The organism is Maribellus sp. CM-23 (assembly GCF_021354595.1).
Taxonomy (GTDB): Bacteria; Bacteroidota; Bacteroidia; order Bacteroidales; family Prolixibacteraceae; genus Draconibacterium.
The window spans coordinates 541,401-558,937 of record NZ_JADWYJ010000001.1 but is presented as its reverse complement, the minus strand read 5'-3'; the positions used below and the strand labels follow the sequence as shown (position 1 = coordinate 558,937).

At 45.3% G+C, this 17,537-nt stretch carries 11 protein-coding genes; 10 read left to right on the top strand and 1 reads right to left on the bottom strand.

Translation table 11 applies throughout. The features are described 5' to 3' along the window. Nucleotides 1–113 precede the first annotated feature (113 nt). The 10 genes from INQ51_RS02080 (at nt 114) to INQ51_RS02035 (ending at nt 16,364) form a co-directional block, all read left to right on the top strand. Nucleotides 114–3,467 carry a SusC/RagA family TonB-linked outer membrane protein gene (locus tag INQ51_RS02080; RefSeq protein WP_233376245.1) on the top strand — a complete coding sequence of 1,118 codons (3,354 nt, stop codon included), beginning with the start codon at nt 114–116 and terminating at the stop codon, nt 3,465–3,467. A 28-nt stretch (nt 3,468–3,495) separates the two neighbouring features. Continuing rightward, nucleotides 3,496–5,058 (top strand): RagB/SusD family nutrient uptake outer membrane protein, encoded by a 1,563-nt coding sequence (locus INQ51_RS02075; protein ID WP_233376244.1) that lies wholly within the window; start codon nt 3,496–3,498, stop codon nt 5,056–5,058. A gap of 132 nt (nt 5,059–5,190) precedes the next feature. Continuing rightward, on the top strand, nt 5,191–6,822 hold the full coding sequence (locus INQ51_RS02070; RefSeq protein ID WP_233376243.1) for a sialidase family protein: 1,632 nt from the start codon (nt 5,191–5,193) through the stop codon (nt 6,820–6,822). Nucleotides 6,823–6,840: 18 nt separating this feature from the next. Next, a complete protein-coding gene (locus tag INQ51_RS02065) occupies nt 6,841–8,805 on the top strand; it encodes a family 20 glycosylhydrolase (protein ID WP_233376242.1) in 1,965 nt (654 codons plus the stop codon). 9 nt (nt 8,806–8,814) lie between these two features. Then, nucleotides 8,815–10,935, top strand: coding sequence for a GDSL-type esterase/lipase family protein (locus tag INQ51_RS02060; protein WP_233376241.1), 2,121 nt, complete (start codon nt 8,815–8,817; stop codon nt 10,933–10,935). A gap of 81 nt (nt 10,936–11,016) precedes the next feature. Continuing rightward, nucleotides 11,017–11,934, top strand: coding sequence for a dihydrodipicolinate synthase family protein (locus INQ51_RS02055; RefSeq protein WP_233376240.1), 918 nt, complete (start codon nt 11,017–11,019; stop codon nt 11,932–11,934). 79 nt (nt 11,935–12,013) lie between these two features. Next, a complete protein-coding gene (locus INQ51_RS02050; protein ID WP_233376239.1) occupies nt 12,014–13,114 on the top strand; it encodes a hypothetical protein in 1,101 nt (366 codons plus the stop codon). Between the two features lie 18 nt (nt 13,115–13,132). Beyond that, entirely contained in the window at nt 13,133–14,317 is a 1,185-nt protein-coding gene (locus INQ51_RS02045) for an AGE family epimerase/isomerase (RefSeq protein ID WP_233376238.1), read from the top strand. Between the two features lie 28 nt (nt 14,318–14,345). Further along, a complete protein-coding gene (locus INQ51_RS02040) occupies nt 14,346–15,611 on the top strand; it encodes an MFS transporter (protein WP_233376237.1) in 1,266 nt (421 codons plus the stop codon). An 87-nt stretch (nt 15,612–15,698) separates the two neighbouring features. Next, on the top strand, nt 15,699–16,364 hold the full coding sequence (locus INQ51_RS02035; protein ID WP_233376236.1) for a GDSL-type esterase/lipase family protein: 666 nt from the start codon (nt 15,699–15,701) through the stop codon (nt 16,362–16,364). Nucleotides 16,365–16,744: 380 nt separating this feature from the next. On the opposite strand, the gene INQ51_RS02030 is transcribed toward INQ51_RS02035, so the two are convergent. Continuing rightward, a complete protein-coding gene (locus tag INQ51_RS02030) occupies nt 16,745–17,503 on the bottom strand; it encodes a YybH family protein (RefSeq protein WP_233376235.1) in 759 nt (252 codons plus the stop codon). Nucleotides 17,504–17,537 lie beyond the last annotated feature (34 nt).

Sequence of the window (17,537 nt, the reverse complement as noted above, 5' to 3'; positions counted from 1 at the left end):
CTAATCTTTATATTTGTTGCGCATTATGTCATACATAAGGCAAGTTTGAAAAGGGCCTTTTGATCTTCTTTAAGTGAACGGCTCAAGTTAAATCTAACTTTAAAAAGAACTTTATGAGTAATTTGAGAGAAAAAAAACTAAAGCTTAGTGGGTTGGTTCTCAGGTGTAAGGGAATTCTTCTTGCTATTATTTGTTTGGTGCTTTTCCAGGCAGAAGGGTTTGCCCAGGCAAAAAGCGTTTCGGGGAAGGTGACTGCAGAAAATGGAGAACTTTTACCTGGGGTATCAATTGTTATTAAAGGAAAAACAGCGGGTACGATCACCAATATCGATGGTGAGTATCAGCTAAACGTTGATGAAAATGATATTCTTGTTTTCTCGTTTATCGGGATGGTGGCTCAAGAGTGGGGTGTAGCCGGAAAGCAAACATTGGATGTTGTTTTGAAAACCGCTACCGAGGCTTTGGACGAAGTTGTGGTAACGGGTTATGGAGGGAAGCAGAGTCGTGCAAAACTAACGAACTCAATTGCTTCGGTAAAAGAAGAAACACTAACCGGTGGTGTGCATGCCAACCCCGCACAGGCACTTACCGGTGCGGTATCTGGGTTAAAAGTTACCACTGTCTCGGGTAATCCGGGAGCAACCCCGTCTATTTATCTACGCGGAGGTACCAATTTTGATGGAACCGGTTCTCCTTTGGTGTTAATCGACGGTCAGGTTGGTGCATTTAATGATATCAACCCGAACGACATTGAATCGATTGAGGTACTGAAAGATGCAGGTGCAACCGCATTGTACGGAGCGCGCGCCAACAACGGTGTAATTTTGATTACGACCAAAAAAGGTGGACAACCCGAAATAAAAGTAAGTGCTAAATTCGGTTTAAACTACCTGACTCATGAGTATGACTTCTTAGGTGCCGAAGATTACCTGTACTGGGTAAGAAAGGGCTATCAGAATGCGGCTCAAATGTACCAGAATTCGCAAGGGGGCTGGGTCGGATATGGCAGCATGTCATCGTTGAGCGGCGCTGCACCTTATGGTATTGGCAACCGTTACTACGACGACAATGGTAATGCACTGGACGGAAACAAAACATCGTTGGCGGTATATAGCCCGATGGTTTATAACTCGGATTTGGCTTTCTTGCTCAACGAAGGCTGGCAAACCATGATTGACCCGGTAACCGGTCAGGAGATTATTTTTTCGGAGTTCAATAAAGAGGATGATGCTTTTAACAATCCCGCTTTAACGCAAGACTATAATGTTAGTTTTAGCGGAGCAAACGACCGGGGAAAATATTATGCCGGTATTGGTTACTACGATGCAGAAGGACAACCTGCCAAAACCTGGTACAAAAGGTTGAATTTTACGTTCAACGGCGAGTATAAGATTCGTTCGTGGCTTACTTCCAACAGTAATTTCCAGTTTACCGATGCGAAATGGTACAATGTTTCAACAACCAATGAAACGAACTATTTCGGACGAATTCAGAGTACACCGCCAACACAGCGGCAATACAATCCTGACGGTGAGTTGATTTTGGGAAACAACGTTGGCGATGGAAACCCCTTGGTGAACATTGACAAGCTGAAAAGAGATAACAATACCAATAAATTCATTATGGGACAAGGCTTCAGGATTGACTTCCTTTCGAACTTAAGCCTGAAAGTGAATGCCCATTGGTTGTTGGATCAGGGATATTACGAGTCATTTAACAAGGACTACCTGAGCAGACCTGGTATTTGGTCTACAAGCCGCAGTTCATCGGCCAGCTACGACAAAGAGCTAAGCCAGACTTATAATGCGGTATTGAATTACGACCTTACAAAAGGTAAACATGCGGGTAGCGCCCTGGTGGGTTACGAATATTACAACAAGAAATGGAACGGCTTAAGTGCCAGCGGTAGCGGTGCCCCAACCGACGACTTCAGCGACCTTGGACTTACTTCAACGGAAGAAGGAAAACGTTCGATCGACACCTATCATACCGAGGAACGGATTCGCTCTTATTTTGGGCGTGTGAATTACGACTATGCTGAAAAATACCTGGTTTCAGGGACATTCCGTTACGACGGCTATTCTCGCTTACTCGGTGATAACCGTTGGGGGTTCTTCCCTGGGGTATCAGCCGGTTGGATCGTGAACAAGGAAGATTTCATGAAAGACTACAGCTCCTTGATTTCTTTCCTGAAAGTAAGAGCCAGCTACGGATTAAATGGTAACGTATCCGGAATTGGCGCCTACGAATTACAGGGAAGTTATGGAACAAGAAACTACAATAACCAGGTTGGATATGTTGTTGGTAGCATCGCGAACCCCGGTTTGAAGTGGGAGCGTACCAAAACTGCTGAAGCCGGTATCGACATCAGTTTCCTTGAAAACATGATCAATACCAACTTTACGTATTACAACCGTTTGACATTGGATAAATATGCAAACATTCCTTTGCCCATATCTTCTGGAATCAGCTCCATCCGCTCCAACAACGGAGAGTACAGAAACAAGGGGCTGGAAGTGGATATGTCGGTAAAAGCCTTGAGAAAAGGAGACTGGAAATGGGATGTTTCAGCCAATATTTCGTACAACAAAAGTATTGTGGAAAAGCTTCCGGACAATGGTTTGGAAAGAAACCGCCAAGGTGCATTTCAGGTTTACGACGGAGCTTCTGGAAACCTGATTTGGGTTGGCGGATACCAGGAAGGTCAGCAACCCGGCGATTTGTACGCATTTAAGGCTTTAGGTGTATTCAGCGATTGGGACGAAGTGAACGCAGTGGCTGCTGACCGTAAAGACATCACAACCGGATGGTTTGGATCGAATGCCCGTCCGGTTTATGGACCAACGGCCTGGGATGCTTTAGGAGAAAGCAAAGGCAATGGCCTGGCTTTAAAACCCGGCGACATGAACTGGCTGGATGTAAACGAAGACGGAGTGATCGATAACTTCGACATGGTAAAAATAGGAAATACCCGTCCGAAATGGTTTGGTGGAATTACTTCTACGTTGGCTTACAAAGGATTTAAATTCTATGCCCGAATGGACTACTCGCTTGGTTTTGTACAGGTAGACGCTCAGCGTGCCTGGTTCCTGGCCATGGCGCAAGGTACCTACAATACCACTGTTGATACCAAAAATACATGGACTGTCGATAATCCGAATGCAGAATTTGCCGAATACCGCTGGGCTGACCAGTTGGGCTCAAGAAACTATGCCCGTCAGTCGACACAGTGGGTTTATAAAGGCGATTACCTGGCATTCAGAGAGCTTTCGCTTTCTTATTCTCTTCCGGGAACGCTGCTCGAAGGAATCGGTATGAAAGCAGTGACATTGTCAGTTACAGGACAAAACCTGGGCTATTTGACAGCATCTAAACTAAACAATCCTGAGAATTTTAGTTCGGGCGCTCAGTATGCTGCGTACTCTGTACCAAAGACCGTAATTTTTGGTGTAGATGTTAAATTCTAAGAGGCATTAATTTAAAAATTGAAAAGAAATGAAAAAGTATATAATAAAAACAAAAATTCTAATTCTTTTTTTGGTTTCATTAGTGTCTTGCGATTCGCTGGATTTGGGGCCGATAGACTACTATGGAAGTGAGAATTTCTGGCAGAACGAAGCACAGGTGAACGGGTATATACTTGGTCTGCACAGCCAGGTGCGCGACCTACACTCAACATTGTATCTTTTGGGAGAAGAAAGAGGTGGACTTCTGAAAAGTGGAACCGGATCAACCGGTACTTCTCTGAATGATTCAAGCCCGGTGAAAGATCAGGACTTTACAAAAGATAAAACCGGTATCAGCGGATGGGGCGGATTTTACCAACGAATCCTTCCGGTGAACCTGGGAATTTATAAGCTCGAGAATGAAGTAGATTTCCTGACTGATGCCAGTAAAAACTATTACCTGGGACAGTTGTACGGATTGAGAGCATTCTTATACAGTTACCTGTATAAAACTTACGGCGGTGTGCCAATTATTACCGATCCGAAAGTATTGCAGGGCGAAAACAGCGCAGAACCTTTGTATACCGAGCGAAGCACTCCAAAGCAGGTATTTGATTTTATCAAAAGCGACTTAACGCAGTCGGAAAACTATTTTGGATCGAACGTTGAAACCGGGAACCAAAAGGGAACATGGTCTAAATATGCCACTTTACTGTTAAAAGCAGATATCTACCTGTGGTCGGCAAAAGTTACCACCGGAGATCAGTCTCCTGCTTCTGGCGATTTAGCAGTTGCAGAAGCTGCCTTGAACGAAGTAAAGGGAAAATTCTCGCTGTTGGATGATTATTCTTCTGTTTTCGAATACGACAACAAGGGAAACAACGAAATCATCTTTACCCTTCGTTTTCTGGATACAGAATCAACAACTTTTCACTACTTGTTCCGGTATCAGCTAAACACAATTGCAACCAAATACTTAGCCGATGGTTCGGCCGCTGTAGACCCGCTTGAAACCAAAGGAAATGGTTTATTACGTCACGAATATATTTTCCCCTTGTTTGAAAGTTTCGATGAACTCGATTCACGCAAGTATTCCACATTCCTTGATATTTACGACAAGGATGGAACAACGGGAGACCTGATCAACGGAGGCTTAATCATGCGCAAATTTATGGGGCTGATTAATGCGGACGGCAACCGGGTTTATGCTGACGACATTCCGGTATATCGTTATGCCGATGTGTTGTTGATGCTGGCAGAGGTTGAGAACATGAAAGACGGCAACCCGGCACAATACATTAATCAGGTGCGCGAAAGAGCTTATGGAGATAATTACAACCCTGCCCTACATGCCTATACCAACGCCGGATTTGAAGCCAACGAAATGGCCATTCTTGAAGAACGCGACAAGGAATTTGTTTGTGAAGGGAAACGCTGGTTTGATGTGCGTCGCATGCAGGATGGTTCGGGAAAACCGTTGGTGTTTTCTGACGAGGTAAACTACGGAAACGATGCTGTTTTAAGTGCAAGTGAGTCGCACAAATTACTGTGGCCGGTTGATGTAAACACATTGAATGTGGATCCGAAGTTGGAGCAAACACCCGGATATTGACATGCTTTTTTTTCATAAATTATAAAAGTTTAGTTGGAATTAAATCAGGAGCAAGCCTGCTCCTGATTTACTCCAAAAAACAAATGCTGATGCGGAGTTTTTATATTTGTGATAACCATAAAATTAATTAACATGAAAAATTGCCTGCTTATTTTACTGGGGGTAGTTGCAGTAAGCCTTTCGGCTTGTACCGCTTCACTTCAAACAGAATTGGAAGGAGTGAATAAAACACAGTTTCAGGAAAAGAAAATTCCGTTGTTCATCGAAAAAGAGAATGCGGATGTTTTTCAAATAACCCTGGATGTTGAGCAGGGAATAAGTTATGATCTTAAAAAAATAAGCTTGGTACTTTCTGAAGGCAGTCAAACTGATTTCGTAAAATCAGCCGATGTTTCATGGATGGCTGCTTCAGCTCAGGATACTGTTGAAACCACCTTTGGAGCAGCAACACTTATGGCCGATCAGGAGATTGTTGTGGAGGGAAAAGGCAAGCTGGAAAGTGGAAGCCATACTCTTGCTTTTAACTTGCAGGTGAAAGAAGAGGCGGTGTTGACGCATCGTTTTTCGGTTGAACAGGTGATTTTGTCGCTAAACGGAAAACGACTGGCAATCGACGTTAAAGATCCCTTTCAGTACCGTCCGGCAAAGGTGGTGCGTGCAGCCGGACAGGATCAGGTGGATACTTACCGGATTCCCGGTTTGGTGACAACCGCAAACGGAACCCTGATTTCGGTTTACGATATCCGGTACAACAACAGCAAAGACCTGCAGGAAGATATCGATGTTGGCATGAGCCGTAGCACCGATGGCGGCCAAACCTGGGAGCCGATGCAGGTTATTATGGACATGGGCGAATGGGGCGGCCGACCGCAAAAACTGAACGGAATTGGCGACCCCTGTGTATTGTACGACAACGAAACCCAAACCCTGTGGGTAGCTGCCCTGTGGATGAGCGGTGTTACCGAAAAAGATATGTTGTGGTGGGCGTCCAAGCCCGGAATGAAACCCGAAGAAACCGGTCAGTTCATTCTTGTGAAAAGTACCGATGACGGGTTGACCTGGTCGGAACCAATCAATGTTACTGAACAAATAAAGGATCCGGCGTGGCAGCTGCTTTTGCAAGGCCCCGGCAGAGGAATTTGCTTGAAAGACGGCACCCTCGTTTTTCCGGCCCAGTTTAAAGCTGATATAGGTGAAAAATCGTTGGATGGCGGGCAGTTTACCTGTCACTCCACCATTGTTTACAGCAAGGACCAGGGCAAAACCTGGCACATTGGAACCGGTGCCAAATCCAATACCACCGAAGCACAGGTAGTGGAATTAAGTGATGGAAGCCTGATGCTGAACATGCGCGACGACCGCAACCGAAAGGATAAATCGGAAACAAACGGCCGCGCCGTAGCAGTAACAAACGACCTTGGCAAAACCTGGGAACTTCATCCCACGTCAAATTCGGCCTTGCCTGAATCCAATTGCATGGCCAGTATTATCGCTACAAACCTGAACCTGGATGGCGAAAGCAAACAGGTGTTGTTCTTTTCCAATCCAAACAACAAACAGCACCGTACCAACATGACCATCAAGGCAAGTCTGGATGAAGGAATGACCTGGCCCGAAGCCTGTCAGCTGGAATTGAATGAAGCCGGAGGTTTTGGCTATTCCTGCATGACAATGGTGGACGAAAATACTGTTGGGATTCTTTACGAAGGAGTGAAAGAGCTTTACTTTCAGAGTATTCCTGTTTCGGATATCATACCACAATAAAAACCTAAAACCTGAATCTTGAATACAAACCTACTGCATTACCGATTACTGACAGCGCTGCTGATTGTTGGAGGGCTCTTTTCGTGCAATTTAGAAAAAGACCTGACGCCGGCTTTAATACCTATGCCACAACAGCTGGAGTGGAGCACGCAGCTTTTTGATATGGCAGACAGCAGCAACTGTTTTGTACAGCGCATCGTTTCAAATATTCCGGATGCTCAGCTTAACTGTGATGAAGCTTATCGCTTAAAAGTTTCGGCCGATTCTGTAATTCTGGAAGCAACAACCGAAACGGGACTTTTTCGCGGGCAGCAAACCATAAAACAGCTGGCTTACGAAAAAAGCGGGAAGCGCTACCTGAAAGGTTGTACCATCGTTGATTGGCCTGCTTTTCGTATTCGAGGTTTTATGCAGGATGTGGGCCGGAATTTCCAGAGCATGGAAATGCTAAAAGAGCAAATCGATGTTTTGGCCGCGTATAAGCTGAACGTATTTCACTTTCATGTAACCGAAAATCCGGGGTGGCGTCTCGAAAGCAAAATATATCCGCAATTGAATTCGGCGGAAAGTATGAGCCGGCAAAAGGGCAAATACTACTCTCAGGAAGATTTTAAAGAACTTGTGAAATATTGCCGGGAGCGGAAAATTACGCTGATTCCCGAGTTCGACATACCCGGGCACAGTGCGGCCTTCCGCAAGGCCATGGGATTTGAAACCATGAGTGATCCCCGCGTGCAACCGGTATTGATCGATCTGCTTGATGAATTGTGTAGCCTTTCTCCGGCAGAAGTAATGCCCTATATTCATTTGGGAACGGATGAAGTTTGGCACAGCTACGAAAAACCGTCACCTACGCTGTTACCGGCATTGCTTGAACGGGTAACCCAACACCACGGCCGCGAATTAATTGTTTGGCGTCCTGGACAACATATTGAGGGCGATTCAGTTTCCATTACGCAACTTTGGTCCTCAGGCGGGCATCCAAAACCGGGGCACCGCTACATCGACTGCCGCTTAAATTACCTTAATCATCTTGATCCGCTGGCCGGTATGGCTCAGCTATATTTTGAGCGTATTAACGGCGCCGCCCATGATGACTCAATGCGTCTGGGGGGGATTTTGTGCTGCTGGAACGACAACAACGTGAACGACGAATACGACATTTTAAAACAGAATCCCGTTTACCCGGGAATCCTCACCTACAGCGAAACCTCGTGGACCGGGCAGAAAAGAGATATAGGCGAAAACTACCTTGCTAAACTGCCGGAAAAAGGAAGCGAACTGTTTAACGAATTCAGCGCTTTTGAAGACCGGATGATAGAACACCGCGATAAATATTTTGCGGGAAAGCCTTTCCCATACGTAAAACAAATGAATATTGAGTGGAAGGTTTTAGGACCGATTGCAAATGGTGGCGATGTTAATGCTAGGTTTTCAGTGGAAGATGAATTGCAAGAGGCTTATCAGATTGATACGGTAAATTATACCTGGCAAGGACCTTTTTATGGGGGCACGATTCACATGAATCACTTCTTCGGTTACCCGTCTTATTTTTCCAAAGAAGAGGGAACCTATTATGCGTACACGCAAATCTGGTCGCCAAAAGAACAAACGATGGGGGCTTGGATTGGGTTTCATGACTGGTCGCGCTCGGGAGGAAGACGTGGCGGACCATTTCCGCAAAACGGAGAATGGCACAATACGCATCCGAAAGTCTGGCTGAACGGAGAACTGTTGGCCGCACCCAAATGGAATCTGCCCGGTTTGGCAAGTAATACGGAAGAAATCCCATTCACCGATGAAAATTACTTTTTCAGAAAACCGCATTCCATTCACCTGAAAAAAGGCTGGAACAAAGTGCTGCTCAAAATTCCGGTAAAAAAAGATACATGGAAACGCATGTTCACTTTTGTGCCGGTTCTGGAAGATAATGGGACAATCAGAGAGGTTGAAGACCTGAAGTTTTCAGCCGAGATAAAATAACATTTTAAAATGAAAGTGCGTAGGATAACTCTTTTGGTTGGCTGGCTGATGCTCTCTCTTGGAGCGTTACAGAATGCCAGGGCTATTTCATTAAGCGAAAATGTTCAAAAGAAAATTAAGGTAGCTTGTGTGGGTAACTCGGTAACCCGCGGATACGGGTTGAGTGATCCGGAAAGCGATTCTTATCCGTCGCAATTGCAGAATTTATTGGGAGACGCTTACGATGTTCAAAACTTCGGGCACAGCGGAGCCACGCTTTTAAGCAAAGGACACCGTCCGTACGTCGAGATGCCGGAATATGTCGCGGCCCTGAAATTTGATGCTGATATTGTTGTAATTCACCTTGGCTTAAACGATACGGACCCACGCAACTGGCCCAATTACAGGGATGAATTTGTAGCGGATTATAGGAAGTTGATCGAGTCATTCCGAAAAGACAAGACCAACATTCCGCAAATTTATATCTGCAAAATGAGCCCGATATTTAACGCTCACCCGCGTTTCAAGTCCGGTACGCGCGACTGGTTTTGGGAAATTCAGGATGCCATTGAGCAAGTGGCGCAAAACAGCCAAACCGGACTGATTGATTTACACGAGGCTCTCTGTAGCCGTCCCGATTTGTTTGCCGATGCCCTTCATCCGAATGTGGAAGGAGCCGGCATTATTGCGCAAACGGTTTACGAAAACATTACCGGCGACTTTGGCGGATTAAGTCTGGCCCCGGTTTTTAGAAATCACATGGTGTTGCAACAAAACGAGCCGATCCCGGTGTGGGGAAAAGCAAATAGAGGAACAAAACTAAGGTTGACTTTCGGCCAGCAAACACGGTCATGTACCGCCAATGACAACGGCGAATGGAAGGTTAATTTTGATCCGGTGACTGCCGGAGGACCTTACAAGTTGGAAGTAAATAGCGATAGCAACGAATCAATTTCACTCGACGATATTTTGGTGGGCGAAGTCTGGATTTGCGCCGGGCAGTCGAACATGGAATTTCAGTTGCAACAAGCCGTGGATGCTTCAACGATGATTGACAATGCTGCTGACTTTCCAAATCTTCGCCTGTACAATTTAAAGGGCATTGTGCGCCCCGATAATGCAAAATGGGATTCAACGACATTGGTGAAAATCAATCAACTTCACTTTTTTGATGGTGAATGGCAGCAGAGTAATCCCGACGATGCGGCTACTTTTTCAGCCATTGGTTATTCTTTTGGAAGAAAACTGAATGAAACGCTGAATGTTCCGGTTGGACTGATTCAAATAAGTGTTGGGGGAGCCCCGACAGAAGCGTTTATCGATCGCAAAACACTGGAGTTTGATCCGTACATGGTGGATGTGTTGTACAACTGGAAGCAAAACGATTTTATCATGGACTGGTGCCGGCAGCGTGCTGCTACCAACCTGGAATTGGCGGAAAACAAGCTGCAGCGTCATCCTTTCGAACCTGCCTATATTTATGAGGCGGGCGTGAAGTCGGTGGTCGGAATCCCGGTAGCCGGTGTGCTTTGGTACCAGGGAGAATCGAATGCTCATAATGCAGAACATTACCAGCATGCTTTTTCGGCTTTGGTAAAATCGTGGCGATCGGCTTTTAATCAGGCTGACATGCCCTTTTATTTTGCCCAGTTGTCAAGTATCGACCGGCCTTCGTGGCCCTGGTTCCGGGAAACTCAGCGGGAATTGTCACTCAGTATCCCCCATACGGCTATGGTGGTAACAAGTGATTTGGGTGATTCGCTGGATGTGCATCCGAAGCATAAAATTGAAATTGGCGAGCGTTTTGCCCATCTGGCCTTATCACGCAATTACGGGGTGAAAGATGTTCCGGATGGCGGGCCCGAAGTCATTTCGGTGGCGCAAGACAACGGAAAAGTAGTTCTTTCTTTTTCGCACGCAATACAACTAAAAACCTCGGATGGAGCTCCTCTTCGGGAACTGGAAGTAGCCGAAGAGGATGGTTTGTTTAAGCCCGTAACTGGAGAAATAAAGGGAAATCAAATTAGTATCAATTGTGGAGAATCTGTAATAAAACAAGTCAGGTATGGCTGGAAACCGTTTTCCAGAGGGAACCTGGTAAACGAAAACGGATGGCCGGCATCTACCTTTCAGGTGGCCTGTCCGCTTTAGCTTGATTTATGTTAGGTTATAGAAAATAGTTATAGAAAGTATTTCGAAAGAAGATAAATGACGATTAAAAAAATTGACGAAATGAATAAAATTAACGGCCTTATCGCAGCACCTTTTACCCCGATGGATAGCAGGGGAGAAGTGGTTTTTGAAAAAATTCCGGATTACGTAAGATTGCTGGAAAAGAATAAAGTGGTTGGTGCTTTTGTAAATGGCTCAACCGGAGAGGGAGTTTCTCTTTCGCAAAAGGAAAAAATGCAAATTACAGAAGCGTGGGTAAAAGCGGCTTCTGAGAAAAAGGAACTTAAAATTATTAACCTGATTGGCGGCACTTCCTACAAAGAATGCATTGAAAATGCGAAGCATTCGGAAGAATGCGGGGTCGATGCCATTGCCATGCTGGCGCCTTATTATTTCAAGCCCGGTTCGGGTGCCCAGTTGGCTGAATTTTGTGCCAAAGTTGCAGAGGCTGTTCCTGCTGTGCCTTTCTATTTTTATCACATTCCGGTGCTCTCGGGATGCTTTGTTTCCATGTACGATTTCTTACAGGAAGCTTCCGGCATGATTCCGAACCTGGCAGGTATCAAATACACACACGAAGATTTTATGGATTTTCTGAGTTGTATCCACTTTGCTGATGGAAAATACGACATGCTTTGGGGCCGCGACGAGAACCTGTTATCGGCATTGGTGCTGGGAGCGCGTGGAGGAGTTGGAAGCACGTTTAACTATGCAGCGCCACTGTATTACCAGCTGATTGAGGCGTTTGATAACGGAGACCTGGAGAAAGCCCGCAAGTTGCAGCAGCAATCAATCGACATGATTCGTTTGTTGGGAAAATACGGCGGAATTGCCACCGGAAAAGCCTACATGCGGTACATTGGTTTTGAATGTGGGGAGTTTCGTTTACCCGTTAAAAATATGAGCAATGAAGCATACCAAAAGTTTGAAAAAGATGTTCAGGGCTTACAAATTCAGGAACTTTTCAGTACGCTTTAGGCGAAAAGCAAAAGTTTTTGCAGTCATCCTTTTTGGGGGAGTTGTTCTTCAGTGCTCCTCCGGTGAAAAAAATACAGCAATGAAAATCAATTGGGGAAGTTTACCGGATATACCGCCGGCCAGCGGGCAAACGGAACAAAAAGGGCTTGCAGGTGCTTTGGCCGGCGTATCTTCAGAAATGCTGATAGTGGCCGGAGGTTCCAACTTTCCGGATTCTTTGCCCTGGCAGGGAGGAACCAAAACGTATTACAACGATATTTTCTTTTTCAACCTGAACGGAAAGGAGACAACGTGGCATGTGGCCAGTGAAAAACTTCCGGTTCCATTAGCCTATTCAGCCTGTGTGTCGGTAAACGACGAGCTTATTTGCATTGGTGGCGAAAACCTGAACGGGACGATTCCCGGTGTATTGAAGTTGAAGTTCGACAAAGGCGAGATGCAAATAAGTACACTGACCGATTTCCCGGTAGCTGTTTCAAATTGTGGTGCGGCTGCCATCGGCCCGGTGGTTTATGTGGCAGGAGGCTTAGGAGCGGAAGGTTATTTGTCTTCGTTTTATAGCGCCGATGTTTCGAAAGACATGCCCGAATGGGCAAAACTTCCTGATTTACCACAGCCCGTATCCAATGCGGTAGTGGTAAGTCAGTGGGACGGAAACGAGGAATGTATTTATGTGTTGGGAGGACGGAACAGAAATGGTGAGCTAAGCACCTTTTTTAGTTCGGTGTTGAAATATTCACCTTCAAAAAAATCGTGGGAGTTAGCAGGTGAAATAAGCAATGCTCAAAAAGAACTAGTAACACTTGCCGCCGGAACTGGCGTTGCAGTTGGTAAAAATCTCATCCTGCTGTTTGGTGGCGACAACGGTCAGCTTTACAATAAAACCGAGGAGTATATCAACGCCGCAACTGCCGCTGAAACTCCGGAGGAGAAAGAAACTATCAACAAGCAGAAAATAAAACATTTGAAAGGACATCCAGGATTTAGCCGGCAGGTGTTTTGGTACAATACGCTTACAGGAGAATGTAAGGAGGAGGGAGAACTTTCTTTTCCGGCCCAGGTAACCACGCTGGCGGTAAAATTCAACAACAGGATATACATTCCCAACGGAGAAATCCGACCGGGCGTGCGCACTCCAAAAGTGAACGTTGCTGATTTGTCCGGCGACAATTTGGAGTAAGTATATTTTCATAAATAAATGAATCAGAAGATGGACATTAATACGCTTTCGGAACAATATAAAAATGAGCTTTTAAACAAAGTCATTCCTTTTTGGGAAACCAATTCGCCGGACAGGGAATTTGGGGGTTATTTCACCTGTTTAGACCGGGAAGGAAAGGTGTTTGATACCGATAAGTTTATTTGGCTGCAAGCCCGCCAGGTGTGGATGTTTTCAAAGTTGTACAACGAAGTGGAACAGAAACCGGAGTGGTTACAGATGGCTCTCGACGGTGCATTGTTTCTTCAAAAGTACGGGCACGACGGGCATCTGAATTGGTATTTTTCGCTCACACGTGAAGGACAACCTCTGGTGCAGCCTTACAACATTTTTTCTGATTGTTTTGCTACAATGGCTTTCGGGCAGTTGAGCAAAGCCTCCGGAAGTGACGAGTTTGCCGCTATTGCAAAAGATACGTTTCAGAATATCCTGAAGCGAAGTGATAATCCCAAAGGAGCTTACAACAAGTTGGTGTCAGGAACCCGCCCGTTAAAGGGTTTTTCGCTGCCCATGATTCTGTGTAACCTGTCGCTGGAAATCGAACACCTGCTGGCTCCCGAATTGGTTGAGAGTACAGTTGAAAAAGTATTGCACGAAGTGATGGAGGTCTTCTTCCAGCCTGATTCGGGACTGATCCTGGAAAATGTAAATCCCGACGGAAGTTTTTCCGACTCTTTTGAAGGGCGCCTGTTAAACCCGGGGCATGCCATCGAAGCCATGTGGTTTATCATGGACTTGTCGGAACGGTTGAAAAGGCCCGAGCTGGCACAAAAAGCAGTAGATATTGCCTTGCGAACGCTGAAATATGGTTGGGATGAAAAATATGGTGGTATTTTCTATTTCCTCGATATAAAGGGAAATCCGCCGCAACAGCTTGAATGGGACCAGAAACTTTGGTGGGTGCACATCGAAACATTAATTACGCTGATAAAAGGATACGCGCTTACCGGCAACGAGGAATGTTTAAGCTGGTTTGAAAAAGTACACGACTACTCCTGGGCGCATTTTGCCGATGCTGAGTTTGGCGAATGGTACGGTTACCTCAATCGCCAGGGCGAAGTACTGCTTAACCTGAAAGGCGGTAAGTGGAAGGGCTGTTTCCACGTTCCGCGCGGTATGTTCCAGGTATGGAAAACACTGGAGAAAATCAACAGCAACGGATAAACTGTAAATAGAATCAAATCGAACAAAAATGAACCAAAGCAAAGTAAAATCAATATATCCCTGGATTGTAGTCGGACTTTTATGGGTGGTAGCCCTGTTGAATTATATGGACAGGCAGATGTTGTCGACCATGAAAGTGTCGATGATGATCGATATAAAAGAGTTGGAAACCGCAGAGAATTTTGGCCGTTTAATGGCAGTGTTTCTGTGGATATATGGTTTTATGAGCCCGGTAGCCGGACTGATTGCCGACCGGATCAACCGCAAGTGGCTGATTGTTGGCAGCCTGGCTGTTTGGTCGGCTGTTACACTGTCGATGGGCTATTCAAATAATTTTCAGGTGTTGTATGTGTTGCGGGCCGTAATGGGGGTTAGTGAGGCACTGTACATTCCCGCAGCACTGTCCTTAATTGCCGACTACCACAAAGAAGGTACCCGTTCGCTGGCTGTGGGAATTCACATGACCGGTTTGTATTTCGGGCAGGCAATCGGTGGGTTTGGAGCTACAGTGGCGCATCAGTTTTCGTGGCAAACGGCGTTTCATTCGTTTGGTTTGATCGGAATTGCCTACAGCCTTGTACTGGTCTTCTTTTTGCGCGAGAAAAAAGATCGCTTTGCACCGTCTTCACAGCCCGCACCTGAAAATAAAATAGTAAAAATTAGCGGCTTTTCATCCGTAACCAAAAGTCTGGGAATGCTGTTGGGAACCATGAGTTTTTGGGTGATCCTTTTTTATTTTGCTGCACCCAGTTTTCCTGGGTGGGCTACCAAAAACTGGTTACCCACACTTTTTTCCGAAAGCCTGGGGATGGACATGTCAAAAGCAGGTCCGTTGGCCACCATTACCATTGCCGCGTCTTCGTTTGTTGGGGTGATTTTTGGTGGTATTCTGGCCGACCGCTGGATCATGAAAAACCTGCGCGGACGAATTTACACCGGAGCCATCGGCTTAAGTTTGCTTATCCCGTCACTGCTGTTGCTTGGATTCGGTCACGGACTTATTGGCATTCTCGGCGGGGGAGTTTTGTTTGGCATTGGTTTCGGAATGTTCGATGCCAACAACATGCCCATCCTTTGCCAGTTTGTATCACCGCGGCACCGGGCAGCGGGTTATGGTTTAATGAATTTGACAGGTGTTTTTGCCGGTGCTTTTGTTACCGAACTGTTGGGGAAATCTACCGATTCTGGTCATTTGGGCAGAGATATGGCCATGCTTGCCATTCCGGTGGCTGCAGCAGTTTTGCTCCAGTTGCTGACACTTAAGCCAACCACTGCCAACAAAGAGAACGATTAAAGAGGATACTGCATTCAGTATATTTTATTGAAAAATTATCGATGGGAAGGATTAACTTTAAATCGAAATTTTAAACAATATCAAACGATGAATAAAACCTTCTTTTCTTTGCTGGTGGCCGTTTTTAGTGTTTTTCAATTGACGGCGCAAACCAATAATTTTGGTACCTACTACAATCAGCGGTATACGCTTTTTGAAAGCCTGCCCGATACGCCCAACGAAATCGTTATGCTGGGGAACAGTATCACGGATGGTTGTGAATGGAGTGAGCTGTTTCAGAATCCGAATGTAAAAAACCGCGGAATCAGTGGGGATATTACCGAGGGCGTTTTGTGCCGTTTGGAAGAAGTAACCCGTTCGAAGCCCGCAAAAGTATTTCTTCTGATCGGCATCAATGATTTAGCGCGCAATATTGCGGCCGACACGGTTTACATGAACATTTGCAAAATAGCCAAGGACATACAAGGAGCATCTCCGGAAACGCAGGTGTTCGTGCAAAGTATTTTGCCGGTGAATCCCGCGTTCAGCAAATTTTCGAAGCATATTGGCAAAACGCCTGAGGTTCTGGAAATCAATAAAAAACTGAAAGAATGGTGTGCCGCCAACAAGGTTCATTTTGTAAATCTTTTTGATTCTTTTACCGAGGCCGGAACGGATTATTTAAACCCGGATTTCACCAATGACGGCCTTCATTTAACCGCGAATGGCTACCTGAAATGGGCCGAAATAATTGCCCCGCTTATTACGGAATAAGTAGAAGGAAAGATTTTCAGAAAATACACCAATAAAATGAATGTCCGTTCATCAGTGTTTTTGATGGACGGACATTTGTTTTTCTGTATATCCGAAATGGTACCACAATGAGAATTACGATTCTTTTGAACCTTCCTCAATCCCTTTCTTTGCAAAGAAGCATTTAACCATAATTTCCCCTCCTAAAAGGGGGGTGACAGCGACACCACGTTTGCCTATTAAAAGCAACCGTCAATTCGCTGGTGGGGTGGTACAATTTTCTTCTTCCAACGCAGATGATTAAACTACCACCTCCCTCATTCTCCGCAAGCTTCGACTGAGTACTCCTCCTCACCAGGAGGAGAAACGGACTTAATGATAACTCAAGTAAGCTTCGATGTTTACTTCATCTTCTCCACTTTCGCATAAACCTGGTCTTTAAAGTAGTCTTTCACCACTTCGGGCATGGTGCCGGCCACGCTTTTAAAAGCTTCGCTGTCGTGGATTATTTTATAGCTTTCCGCGTTGTTCCAGTTGCCTTTGATGAAATAGTTGTAGGTGTCGTTGCTGTTTTTCTCAACATTGAACAGGGTATAACCGCAATTCCAGTATCCGAGCGAGGAAATGGCTGCATTCAGTTTTTCGATGTTCTCCTGAAGTTTTTCGATGCTCAGGTCTTCAGTTATTTTTAGCAGATGAACAGTGGCAAAATCCGTGTCCTCCGGATTGGGCAGATGAGAACTGTGGAAATAATTCAGTAACCACTTGCCGTTTTCTTTTTCCAGGACATAGTTTTCATAGGTTGTAAAATGAATCTTCGCCGGATCTTTTATAAAGTGGGCGTCGAATTCAACCACCGAAGTGGCCATATTGCCGGACACCTCTGTTTTTACAAAATTCAATTTCATGTCAATGGTAGCTCCTTCCAGCGATTTGAAAACATCCATAAATTCGTTGATGTTGTTGAAAAACATGCCGTCTTCAAAAGCTGTAAAGTCAGAGGTGCAAAAAGTCGGGATCGCTTCGTAATCAAATTTCTGGGCGGCCGCGTAGAATTCCTGGATCGCGGTTTCAACTTTTGCTTTCTCCTGTTCAGGATCGGGTGCAGTGCAACCAAGCACAAAAAGTGCAATTCCGGCAATAAAAAAAAGTCTTCTCATATCAGTTAAAATTATGGTTTAACGATATAAGTTA